Source organism: Rhizobium sp. LjRoot258 (assembly GCF_964254185.1).
Classification (GTDB): Bacteria; Pseudomonadota; Alphaproteobacteria; order Rhizobiales; family Rhizobiaceae; genus Rhizobium.
On record NZ_CAXUST020000001.1, the window covers coordinates 3,796,492 to 3,809,024 of the forward strand.

Here is a 12,533-nt window from a genome sequence, read left to right on the forward strand (position 1 = left end):
CTGCCCGATTGCATCCTTTGAAACATCTTGACTTGAATTATCGCAATGGTGTCCAACTTTCCCGGAATGGCTCCGAAAGGGTGGAGGGCGCAACGGAGCCGTGTTCGCACATCGCCCACATAGGTCGCGTTTAGACCGTTTCGCACCGTCGGTTGAATGCCGCTTCGATCTTGCTGTCCGGGATCAGGAAACCTCGGCGCTGTTCATGCGGCAGTCATATTTGGCAGTGCAAAAGGCTACGCAAAATCATCATAACTTTGTTTGGATCCAGAACCGAACCCATGTCCATTTCCGCCACGTCTCCGAGCCCGTCCCGCGAGTCCGAAACGAAGCAGATCGATCATAACGACTCGATCCGCTCAACCTATCTTTCCATCGAGGATATCAAGGCAATAGGCGCCTCCGTCGCCGCCCGCGGCGTCGATTTCCTGCCCGCTTTTGCGCCCTTCGATTTCTTCGCGCGGCATAAGGAAAACGAGAAGGAAATCCTGCGGGTCTACCGCACCACGGCAACGGACGTGGAATCGGGTGAAACGATCACTCCCGCAGCGGAATGGCTGCTCGACAACCACTACATTGTCGAGGAAGCGATCCAGGAAATCCGTCGGGACTTCCCGCGGCGCTTTTATCGGGAACTGCCGACGATCGACATCAGCGGTGTGCAGATTCCGCGCACCCTGGCACTCGCGTGGCTTTATGTCGCCCACACCCACAGCACGATCTCACAGCAAAGCCTGACGGCCCTCGTCGATGGCTTCCAGCAGAGCGAAACGCTGAGGATCGGTGAACTCTGGGCACTGCCGTCGCTTGTTCGCTATGTGCTCGTGGAAAACCTGCGTCGCATTTCGATCCGCGTCGAGCGCAGCCGTCGGTTGCGTCGGCGCGCCAACGAGGCTGCAGATGAGCTTGTGCGGCTGACGGACCCGGCAAAGGCGGCCGAGTATCTTAAGTCGCTCGAGTCTCTTGCAGAAGACAACACCTTTGCGACGCAGTTCCTCTATCGCATGCGCGACGGCTCGCAAGCGTCCAGCGTGGCGATCACATGGCTGGACGAGCGTCTTGAAGCCCTCGGCCGTGACACCGAAGAGGCGACGATGGCGGAGCATAGCCGCCTGTCCTCCGGCAATGTCACGATGGGCAACATCATCCGCAGTCTTCGCGAGATCGACGACACCGAATGGTCGGTCTGGGTCGAGCAGGTGAGCCATGTTGACAAGCTGCTGTGGGACCATTCCGACTACGGTGACCTTGATTCCGGCTCGCGCAACAAATACCGCAAGCAGATCGAAAAGCTGGCCAAGCGCTCGCCACTGTCGGAAATGGAAATTGCCCAGCTGGCGCTCGATATGACTGAGGAGGCCAAGGCCTCCGGCGAGACGCAGCCACATGAACCAAACGTCGGTGGCTTCCTCACCGGTGCCCAACGGCCAAAACTCGAGGCGCAATCGAACTACCGCCCAACGCCGACGCAGCATTTTGTCCGCGCTGTTCGCCGATTCAATTGGCTGTCGATCGCCGCTCCGGTGATCCTGCTCACTATCATCGCGATGGCGATCGTCGGCAAGTTCATGGCCAATGCAGGCATGGGGCCGCTGGAAATCGCGATCCTGCTGATCATGTTCTCGCTTCCGGCCTCCGAAGGAGCGACCGGTCTCTTCAACACCGTGCTGTCGTTCTTCGTCACACCGGCTCGACTGGTCGGCTATGAATTCAAGGAAGGCATTCCCGAGGAAGCCCGCACGCTTCTGGTCGTTCCCTGCCTTATCTCCAACCGTGACAGCGTCGATGAGCTGGTCCGAAATCTCGAGGTCCACTACCTCGCCAACCCGCGCGGCGAAATCTACTTCGCGCTGCTCAGTGACTGGCCCGACAGCCAGGTCGAGGAAACCCCTGCCGATCTCGAGGTTCTGGACTACGCTCGCCGCGAAGTCGCAAACCTCTCGGCGCGCTATGCTTTTGATGGCAAGACGCGTTTCTATCTCTTGCATCGCCGCCGGCTCTACAACCCGTCCGAAGGTGCCTGGATGGGATGGGAACGCAAGCGCGGCAAGCTGCACGAATTGAACGTACTGCTTCGCGGCGACCGCGATACGACCTACCTTCCGGGTGCAAATGTCGTACCGGCAAACGTTCAGTACGTGATGACGCTCGATGCCGACACACGCCTCATGCGCGATGCGGTCACGAAGCTCGCAGGCAAGCTCTACCATCCGATCAACCGTCCGGTCATCAATCCGGCTACGGGTCGCGTCGAAAGCGGCTATGGCGTGCTGCAGCCGCGCGTTACCCCATCCCTGACAACAGGCAAGGACGCTTCGGTCTTCCAGCGCGTGTTCTCGATCAACCGCGGCCTCGACCCCTACGTCTTCACCGTCTCTGACGTCTATCAGGATCTGGCGGGTGAGGGCACTTTCACCGGCAAGGGCCTTTATCACGTCGATGCCTTTGAAGCGTCGCTGAAGGGGCGCATCGAGGAAAACGCGGTGCTCAGCCACGACCTGCTCGAGGGTTCGATGGCCCGTTGCGCGCTGGTCACCGATCTGGAGCTCGTCGAAGATTTCCCGATCCGTTACGAGGTCGAAACCTCGCGCCAACATCGTTGGGCGCGTGGCGACTGGCAGCTGTTGCCGTACATGTTCAATCCGAAGCACGGCGTGACCGGGCTCGGCCGCTGGAAGATGTTCGACAACCTCCGCCGCTCTCTGACGCCGATCGCCTGGTTTTTCGCCTCGGTGCTCGGCTGGTATTTCATGAGCCCACTTGGCGCGCTCGTCTGGCAGATCTTCTTAATTTTCTGCCTCTTCGTCGCTCCCACGCTCTCGCTGATCCACGGCATCATTCCGCGCACCAGCGATATCGTCGCGACGGCTCACCTTTACACCGTTTGGTCCGACATCCGCGCGGCCAATGCCCAAGTGGCCCTGCGGATCGTCTTCATCGCCGATTCCGCTTGCATGATGGCCGATGCCATCGGTCGCTCGCTCTATCGCCTGCTTTTCAGCCACAAGCTGATGCTGCAGTGGCGAACGGCAGCCAGTGTCCAGGCCGGCAAGCAGGGAACGATCCGGTCTTACTACAAGGCAATGTGGCACGCCCCGGTGCTGGCCCTGCTCGCGCTCGGCTTTGCCGCACTTTCCGGCGACAACGCCTATCTCGTCGGCGTTCCTTTTGCTCTTCTCTGGTTCCTGTCGCCACTGGTCGCCTACTATGTCAGCCAGTCTGCCGAGACCGAAGACCGGCTGGAGGTCGCCGATTCCGTTTCCAGCGAACTCCGCAAGATTGCCCGCCGCACGTGGCGATATTTCGAGACGTTCACGACCGCCGACCAGAACTACCTGCCGCCGGACAACGTTCAGGAAACGCCGCATGTGATCGTGGCGACGCGCACATCTCCGACCAATATCGGCGTCTACCTGCTATCCGTCGTCTCCGGCCGCCATTTCGGATGGTTCTCCTTCGAGGAAACCATCGAGCGGCTCGAACAGACGATCGCAACGATCGACAGGATGGAGAAGTTTCGCGGGCACCTGTTCAATTGGTATCACACCGACACGCTCGAGACGCTTGGACCGCGCTATGTTTCCGCAGTCGATAGCGGCAACCTTGCTGGCCACCTCATCGCGATCTCGTCCGCCTGCCGCGACTGGGCGGAAGCGCCGTCAGCTCATATGCAGGGCAACCTCGACGGCGTCGGCGATACTGCCGGCATCCTTGCAGAAGTGCTGTCCGAGCTGCCAGACGATCGCAAGACGGTTCGCCCGCTGCGCCGTCGCCTGGAGGAACGCATCATCGGCTTCCAGAACGCGCTGGCTGCAGTCAAGCGCGAGCACGAGTTCGCATCCATTCGCATCATCAACCTTGCCGTACTGGCACGTGATATCCAGAAGCTCGCTGCCAACCTCGACCACGAAGTAAAGTCTGCTTTGAGCGTGGAAGTCACGCGCTGGGCGGAATCTCTGGTCAAGATCTGCGAAGCCCACATCTCCGACAGCACTTTTGATCTATCCAACATCGACGCGTTGCGCCCACGCCTGACTGCCTTGCGCGACAAGGCACGCGACCTCGCCTTCTCGATGGACTTCGGTTTCCTGTTCCGACCCGAGCGGCGCCTGCTCTCCATCGGCTACCGTGTGGAAAGCGGCGAACTCGATCAGGCGTGCTATGACCTGCTGGCGTCGGAATGCCGCCTCACCAGCCTGTTCGGTATCGCCAAGGGCGACTTGCCGACCGAGCATTGGTACCGACTCGGCCGCCAGGTCGTTCCGGTTGGCTCGCGCGGTGCACTCGTCTCCTGGTCCGGCTCGATGTTCGAGTACCTCATGCCGCCGCTCGTCATGCAGGAGCGTGGCGGAGGCATCCTCAACCAGACCAACAATCTGGTCGTCGTCGAGCAGATGAACCATGCTCGCAAGCTGGGGATTCCGTGGGGTATTTCGGAAGCGGCGTTCAATGCACGAGACCACAACCTGAACTACCAGTACACGAACTTCGGCGTACCGTCGCTCGGCCTGAAGCGTGGCCTTGGCCACAACGCGGTTATCGCGCCCTATGCTTCGATCCTCGCCAGCCAGTACGATCCTGACGCGGCGCTTGAGAACCTTCAGCGCCTGCGCAAGCTCGGCGCGCTCGGCAAGTTCGGCTTCCACGACGCCGTCGATTTTACGCCGACCCGCGTGCCCGAAGGCAAGACTTGCGCGGTCGTCTACAACTACTATGCTCACCATCATGGCATGTCGATCGCGGCCGTCGCGAACGTCGCCTTCAACGGCCACTTGCGCGAACTCTTCCACTCGGATCCGGTGATCGAGGCTGCCGAGCTCCTTCTCCAGGAGAAGGCACCGCGGGATATTCCGGTCATGAGTGGCAAGCACGAGTCCGATACGCCAGCCAGCATCCAGGATGACCTGTTGCGTCCTGAACTGCGCAAGATCTATGATCCGGCATCGCGCGACCGCGAGCTGGTCTTCCTCTCGAACGGCCATTACTCGCTGATGCTGACCGCAACCGGCGCCGGCTATTCCAGGTGGAACGGCCAGTCGGTCTCCCGTTGGAAAGCCGATCCAACCGAGGATCGCTGGGGTAGCTTCATCTTCCTGCGCGATACCGCAACCAACGAATGGTGGTCGGCGACCGCGGAGCCAAAAAGCGTCGAAGGCGAGCAGGTCAGGGTTCTCCTCGCCGACGAAAAGGCGGAGTTCACCAAGACCGTCGGTGACCTTACCAGTGAGGTCGAGTGCATCGTCGCCACTGAGCACGACGCCGAAGGCCGACGCCTGACGCTCGTCAACACCGGGACGGAGGATCGCTTCATCGAGGTGACCTCGTATCTCGAACCGGTTCTGGCGACGGATGATGTCGACAACGCACACCCGGCATTTGCCCGGATGTTTGTCAGGACGGAAATCGGCAAACGCGGTGACGTCATCCGCGTCGAGCGCAACAAGCGCGATCCGAACGAACCGAACATGGCCGTTGCCCACCTTATCGTCGACAACTCCGGTTCTTCGCGCCACACCGAGTTCGAGACCGACCGCCGCAAGTTCCTCGGACGGGGACGCCCCCTCTCCAATGCTGCCGCTTTCGACCCAGGCGCGACCCTTTCCGGCACCGACGGCTTCGTGCTCGATCCGGTTCTCTCCCTTCGCCGCACGGTCCGCGTGCCGCCCGGCAAGAAAGTCAGCGTCATCTTCTGGACTATTGCTGCCCCGAGCCGCAATGAGGTGGACCAGGCGGTTGATCGGTATCGCCACGCGGACGCCTTCAACCACGAGCTCGTCCAGGCATGGACCCGCACGCAGGTGCAGATGCGCCATGTCGGCGTCACGTCGCAGCAGGCGGCAGCCTTCCAGCATCTCGGCCGCCACCTGGTTTATCCGGATATGTATCTGCGCGCCGATGCGGCCGCAGTCGCCGCCGGCATGCAGTCGCAGTCGTCGCTTTGGCCGCTGGCAATTTCGGGGGATTTCCCGATCTTCACCCTGCGAGTCAACGATGACATGGATCTCGACATTGTCAGAGAGGCATTGCTTGCGCAGGAATACCTCCGCTCGCGTGGCGTCACCGCCGATCTGGTCATCATGAACGAGCGCGCCTCATCCTATGCGCAGGACATGCAGCACGCCGTCGACCAGATGGCAGAGAACGTTCGCCGTATGGGTCAGGCCGATGGCTTGCGTCAGCACATTTTCACGGTCCGCAAGGATCTGATGGAAGAATCGACATATCACGCCCTCATCTCCGCCTCGCGCGTGACCTTCCACGCCAAGAACGGCAAGATCATCGATCAGATCAATCGCGCCGTCGCGCTCTTTTCCCCAAGCAAGGAAGAGCAGCAGGAACTGGAACGCGCCGACCGGGCAAAGACGCCTGTCAAGCTGGTCGCCGCGGCACCCGCCTCACGGCCGTCAAAGGTGGTGATCGAGGAGGAAGGCGACCTTAATTTCTGGAACGGCATCGGCGGCTTTGCCGTCGATGGTCGCGAATATGTCGTGCGTCTTCCTGGGGGTCACGCGACGCCTCATCCGTGGATCAATGTGATCTCGAATGAGAAATTCGGCTTCCACGTGTCTGCGGAAGGAGCGGGTTTCACGTGGAGTGTAAACTCGCGCGATTATCAGTTGACCTCGTGGTCGAATGACGCGGTCATCAACCGCCCGGGCGAAGCGATTTACGTCGTCGATCGCGAGAGCGGCGCGGTGTTGACCCCGTTCGCGAGCCTCTCGGAGCGGCAGGATATTCGCTTCGAAGCACGACATGGTCTGGGCTATTCCGTATTCTCCAGCGTCCAGAACGAAATCGCGCTTGAGGTCACGCAAACCGTCGATCGCGAGAAACCGGTCAAGCTGCAGCGGATCCGGCTACGCAATACCGGCTCCAGACCAAGAAAGCTGCGGCTCTACGGCTACGTCGAGTGGGTTTTGGGCAACAACGCGCAGAAGTCTGCACCGTTCATCCTCTCTGAGCACGACGAGGAGACGGGCGCGCTGCTGGCGAGCAACAACTACAGCATCGATTATTCCGGTCGCGTGACTTTCTTTGTGGCCAGCGAGAAGCCGTCGAGCTTTACCGCCAGCCGTCGAGAATTTATTGGCAAAACAGGTACGATCCAGACACCGCAGGCACTGAGTTCGGGGGCCAACCTTTCCGGCACGACCGAACTCGACGGCGACCCGGCAGCGGTTCTGGCGATCGATATCGAGATCGGACCCGACGAGGAGCGGGATGTCTGCTTCTTCCTCGGCGATACCACGACGAAGGCCGAGGCGAGGGCGTTGATCAGCGATATCCGCAAGATCGCCTTCGAGGACGTTGTCCAGGCAAACCGTGCCTTCTGGCAGGGTTTCACTGGGAAGCTGCAGGTTTTCACGCCCGATCAGAGCATGAACAATCTGATCAATACCTGGCTGCCCTACCAGAGTCTTGGCTGCCGCATCATGGCGCGTACGGCCTTCTATCAGGCGAGCGGTGCCTTCGGCTTCCGCGACCAGTTGCAGGATACGTTGGCATTCGTCATCCATGAGCCGTCGATTGCCCGCAAGCAGATCCTGAACGCCGCCTCGCGTCAGTTCCGTGAAGGTGACGTGCAGCACTGGTGGCTGCCCGGCACCGGCGCCGGCGTCCGGACATTGATTTCGGACGACGTTGTTTGGCTCGCCTACGCGATCCATCACTACTGCAGCGTTACGAGCGACAAGAGCGTCCTTGACGAGCAACTCGCCTTCCTGGAAGGGCCGGCGCTCCTCGAGGGCCAGCACGATTCCTTCTATCTGCCGGAGGTCTCCGACGACAAGGCGAGCGTCTACGAACACGCCGCCATCGCGCTTGATCTCGCGATCGCCCGGAAGGGAAAGAACGGGCTGCCGTTGTTCCTTGGCGGCGATTGGAACGATGGCATGAACCGCGTCGGCATCGGCGGCCAGGGAACTAGCGTCTGGCTCGGCTGGTTCCTTGCGGGCGCGCTGCGCTCGTTCACCGCCTATGCGCAGGAGCGTGGCGACACGGCACGGGTCGAGCGGTGGACCAAGCACCTGACCGAGCTCAAGGCTGCGCTTGAAACTGCCGCTTGGGATGGCGCCTACTACAGGCGTGGTACGTTTGACGACGGCAGCTTGCTTGGTTCGAAGGAAAGCCTCGAATGCCAGATCGACTCGATCGCCCAGTCCTGGAGCGTGCTATCCGGCGAAGGAGATCCAGCGCATGCCGCGAAGGCGATGAACTCGGTCTTGGATAAGCTGGTCGATCCCGAAGCGCGGATCATCCGCCTCTTTACCCCGCCCTTTGCTAACTCGGCTAAGGATCCGGGCTACATCAAGGCCTACCCGCCAGGTGTTCGCGAAAACGGTGGTCAGTACACCCATGCCGCGACCTGGGTCGTCATGGCGCTGGCCGAGCTTGGCCGTGGCGATGACGCTCTGCGTTGTTTCGAACTGCTCAATCCGATCAGCCATGCGCGTGACCCGGTTTCGGCTGAGCGCTATCGCGTCGAACCCTACATCATCGCGGCTGATGTCTACGGCGAGGGCACGCTCACCGGGCGCGGCGGCTGGACGTGGTACACGGGCTCAGCCGGCTGGCTCTACCGGGCGGTGACCGAGGGCATCCTTGGTATCCGGGTAAAGGACGGTCGCTTGTACGTACGTCCGGCACTGCCGAGCACATGGGACGGCTTCTCTGCCGAGATCGAGCATGCGGGTGCTAAATATCTCATTTCGGTCTCAAAATCGTCCCATCCGAAAGGTTACGGTGTCACCATCAACGGACGCGAAGTCACCGATCCCGACGAGGGATATCCGGTCGGATAACAGCATTTTTCCACGCTAATCATCCGGCGATTCGTTGCGGCCAAAAGGGAACGCTTTTGGCCGCAACTGCGTTTGCAAATCGGAAAGCAGGAGAAGTCCATGGCAATAGCGCTCGAAGGAACGATCAGCGCCAAGCAAAGTTCTGTGACGGTAGCGACGCCGAAACGTGACACGCGATTGGACGTTCTGCGCGGGCTCGCGCTCATCACGATTTTCATCAATCATGTTCCCGGTCAGATTTTCGAGAACCTCACAACCAAGAATTTCGGCTTCTCCGATGCGGCCGAAGGCTTTGTCCTGATCTCGGGCATTGCCGTCGGCCTTGCCTACGGATCGCGCTTTCAGCCAGGCGCGTGGCTGCAGACGGCAACAAAAGCCACGAAGCGAGCATTCACGCTTTACCTGGCTCACATGATCACGACATTCATGACGCTCGCCCTGTTTCTTACCGGCGCATGGATCTTCCATCGGCCCGGGCTTTTGTGTGAGATCAACATCCTTGCCGTCCTCACCAATTTGAAGGCCGGGATCCCCTCGTTGCTGCTGCTCGGGCATCAGATCGGCTACAACAACATCCTGCCGATGTATGGCGCGTTGATGTTGATGATCCCGATCATCCTTCTGCTCAACGCGGCAAGCCCCCTCCTTGCCCTCGCCGTTTCGGGCACTGTCTGGCTGTTTGCCGGCGTTTACGAGATTGCTCCGCATAACATGCTGATCGAAGGCTACTGGTTCCTCAATCCGTTGTCCTGGCAGTTCCTCTTTACGATCGGCATCGTCGGAATGATGCATGTGCGCCGCGGCGGCAAACTGCCGCAGCACCCAATTCTTTTTGCGCTCGCGGCTGCCTATATCGTGTTGTCCTTTGCCTGGGTTGTCGGTCAGCTCTGGAGCTTCGGAATCGCACTGACATCGCTCGGGCTGCCGCCCGTACTGACGGGCTTCGACAAGACGTTCCTGTCGCTACCGAGGCTGCTGCACGTTTTGGCGTTGACCTATCTCGTCATCAATATTCCGGTAATATCACGCCTGCTTCAACGGTCCACGGACAATCCACTGACCGTCCTCGGTCGCCATTCGCTGAGCATCTTCGTCGCCGGCACCATTCTGGCGATGGTTGGTCAGGTCGTGCTCTACATCAACAACCACGATCAGATCGTCGGCCCAGTCTTCGTGGTCATCGGCATCGCGATCCAGTTCGCCTACGCCTACCATCTTGAGCGCAAGCGCAGGCTTGAGACGGGGAGCCATAGGCGATTGCCCGACCGAAGCATGGTTCCGGTTCCCGTGCGCGTCGATCGTTCGCGGGATCGGCGCTAGACGCCGGCGGCATGAGGGCTGCTGGAAGACCGTCCATTCGCCGCCAAGCTGCCGTATCTGATCGCAAAAACCTTGACTCCTGTGGAAAACCTTTTAAGAGCAACGGCGGAAAAGGGATATCCATGGTTCGCGACGAACACTCCATTGCTGCATGCAATGACCGGGCACAAAGTGCCGGGATGGGTATTGCGGTTCCGGTTTCTTCCAAAACCAAGGCCAAAACGACGACGAAAACCGTCTGACGTCTCTGGCCTGCCGCTCTCTCCCCGGCCCGGCTGGGGACAAGGAAGCCGCGATGTTTTCGCGCTTCCCCCTCACCGGATAAGAGGAGAGAAGAGAAAGAGAGCTTGAGAAATGGGTTTTAAAGTTGCAGTTGCGGGAGCGACCGGAAATGTTGGCCGGGAAATGCTCAACATCCTCTCCGAGCGCGGTTTCCCGGCGGACGAAGTCGTAGCGCTTGCGTCTGCGCGTTCGCAGGGCACTGAAGTTTCCTACGGCGACAAGACGCTGAAGGTCTCCAACCTTGAAAACTACGACTTCTCCGATACCGACATCTGCCTGATGTCGGCCGGCGGCGAGGTTTCCAAGAAGTGGTCGCCCAAGATCGGCGCCCAAGGCTGCGTCGTCATCGACAACTCGTCGGCATGGCGCTACGACGCGGACGTGCCGCTGATCGTTCCGGAAGTGAACCCGGACGCCATTACCCAATTCAACAAGCGCAACATCATTGCCAATCCGAACTGCTCGACTGCGCAGCTCGTCGTGGCACTCAAGCCGCTGCACGACTTCGCCAAGATCAAGCGCGTGGTCGTTTCGACCTATCAGTCCGTTTCCGGTGCCGGCAAGGACGGCATGGACGAGCTGTTCAACCAAACGCGCGCCGTCTTCGTCGCGGATCCGATCGAGAACAAGAAGTTCACGAAGCGCATTGCCTTCAACGTCATCCCCCACATCGACAGCTTCATGGAAGACGGTTACACGAAGGAAGAGTGGAAGGTTCTCGCCGAGACCAAGAAGATGCTCGATCCGAAGATCAAGGTGACCTGCACGGCAGTTCGCGTTCCGGTCTTCATCGGCCACTCTGAATCGGTCAACATCGAATTCGAGAACGAGATCACCGCCGATCAGGCTCGCGACATCCTGCGCGAAGCTCCCGGCTGCCTCGTCATCGATAAGCGCGAGAACGGCGGCTACATCACGCCGTACGAGTCTGCCGGCGAAGACGCGACCTACATCTCGCGCATCCGCGAGGACGCGACGGTCGAGAACGGCCTGAATATTTGGGTGGTTTCCGACAACCTCCGCAAGGGGGCTGCTCTCAACGCGATACAGATCGCCGAGCTGCTTATCAATCGCGGACTTGTGAAGCCGCGCAAGAAGGCAGCCTAACCAACTGTTAACTGTGATTTGTTAAGTCCCGCTTATTAAGATAGGGCTTGCTTGGCGCGGGTTTGCTGTTTTTGGCTTCCCGCGCTTGCCAATTCAAAGATGGTGACAACATTGCCGAAAGCGGGCCGCTGGCCCGGTTTGAAGGCTAGTCAGATCGGGATCGGGGTATCTCCATGCGCATGACAAAATTTTTGCTGGTAGCTGCGGCCGCCTGCATTCTCCACGCAGTTCCTGCAGCCGCCAGGGCCGCCCAGTGCGGCAACAACGGTGCCGGGTTCGAGGCCTGGGTTGGCGAGTTCAAACAAGAGGCTGCGACACACGGTGTCAGCCCCTCGATTCTTGATCGCGCCTTCGCGAACGTCGCCTATAACAGGCCCACAATTGCCGCCGACCGCGGCCAGAAGAGCTTCAAGCTTTCCTTCGATGCCTTCATGCAGAAGCGTGGCGGCGCGACAATCATTTCACGCGGCAAGGGGATGAAGCGCTCCAATGCAGCCCTCTTTGCATCGATCGAACGCCGCTTTGGTGTTCCAGCCGGCCCGCTGATCGCGATTTGGGGCATGGAGACTGGATTCGGCAGCTACATGGGCAACCAGCACACGCTGTCGGCCGTGTCGACGCTCGCTTATGATTGCCGGCGCTCTGATTACTTCACCGACCAGCTATACGCAGCGCTGCAACTCGTCTCGGAGGGTTACCTCAGCCCGCAGGCGCGCGGCGCAGCCCACGGCGAGATCGGACAGACGCAGTTCCTGCCGCGCAATGTCGTGCGCTTCGGCGCCGATGGCGATGGCGACGGCCGCATCGATATGGTTGGCTCACGCGCTGACGCGCTTGCCTCGACTGCCAACTTCCTGAACGGCCATGGTTGGCAGGCTGGTGCCGGCTATCAGCCAGGCGAGCCCAACTTCGCAGCCATTGCCGGCTGGAACGCGGCGACGGTCTACCAGCAGGCAATCGCCTACATCGGCCAGCAGATCGACGGCAACTGAAAAGAGTTCAACGTACGCCAAGAGCGCCGAA

The 12,533-nt window shown here is 60.2% G+C and carries 5 protein-coding genes; all 5 read left to right on the top strand.

Annotation, left to right across the window (positions count from 1 at the left end; translation table 11 throughout):
• Positions 1-281: 281 nt before the first annotated feature.
• Positions 282-8,801: a GH36-type glycosyl hydrolase domain-containing protein gene (locus tag ACSQ9D_RS18665; RefSeq protein ID WP_436283400.1), complete on the top strand. Its 8,520-nt coding sequence runs from the start codon at positions 282-284 to the stop codon at positions 8,799-8,801.
• A gap of 99 nt (positions 8,802-8,900) precedes the next feature.
• On the top strand, positions 8,901-10,121 hold the full coding sequence (locus ACSQ9D_RS18670; protein WP_436283401.1) for an OpgC family protein: 1,221 nt from the start codon (positions 8,901-8,903) through the stop codon (positions 10,119-10,121).
• An 11-nt stretch (positions 10,122-10,132) separates the two neighbouring features.
• Positions 10,133-10,363, top strand: coding sequence for a hypothetical protein (locus ACSQ9D_RS18675; RefSeq protein WP_436283402.1), 231 nt, complete (start codon positions 10,133-10,135; stop codon positions 10,361-10,363).
• A 112-nt stretch (positions 10,364-10,475) separates the two neighbouring features.
• The gene (locus ACSQ9D_RS18680; protein WP_037116674.1) at positions 10,476-11,510 is read left to right on the top strand and encodes an aspartate-semialdehyde dehydrogenase; all 1,035 of its coding nucleotides are present in this window, start codon (positions 10,476-10,478) and stop codon (positions 11,508-11,510) included.
• Between the two features lie 173 nt (positions 11,511-11,683).
• The gene (locus tag ACSQ9D_RS18685; protein WP_436283403.1) at positions 11,684-12,502 is read left to right on the top strand and encodes a lytic murein transglycosylase; all 819 of its coding nucleotides are present in this window, start codon (positions 11,684-11,686) and stop codon (positions 12,500-12,502) included.
• The last annotated feature ends 31 nt before the right edge of the window (positions 12,503-12,533 follow it).

Bases quoted from the DNA above. Each gene is read 5' to 3' on its own strand.
- ACSQ9D_RS18680 (WP_037116674.1), top strand. From the start codon at position 10,476: ATGGGTTTTAAAGTTGCAGTTGCGGGAGCGACCGGAAATGTTGGCCGG.
- ACSQ9D_RS18675 (WP_436283402.1), top strand. From the start codon at position 10,133: ATGAGGGCTGCTGGAAGACCGTCCATTCGCCGCCAAGCTGCCGTATCT.
- ACSQ9D_RS18685 (WP_436283403.1), top strand. From the start codon at position 11,684: ATGCGCATGACAAAATTTTTGCTGGTAGCTGCGGCCGCCTGCATTCTC.
- ACSQ9D_RS18670 (WP_436283401.1), top strand. From the start codon at position 8,901: ATGGCAATAGCGCTCGAAGGAACGATCAGCGCCAAGCAAAGTTCTGTG.
- ACSQ9D_RS18665 (WP_436283400.1), top strand. From the start codon at position 282: ATGTCCATTTCCGCCACGTCTCCGAGCCCGTCCCGCGAGTCCGAAACG.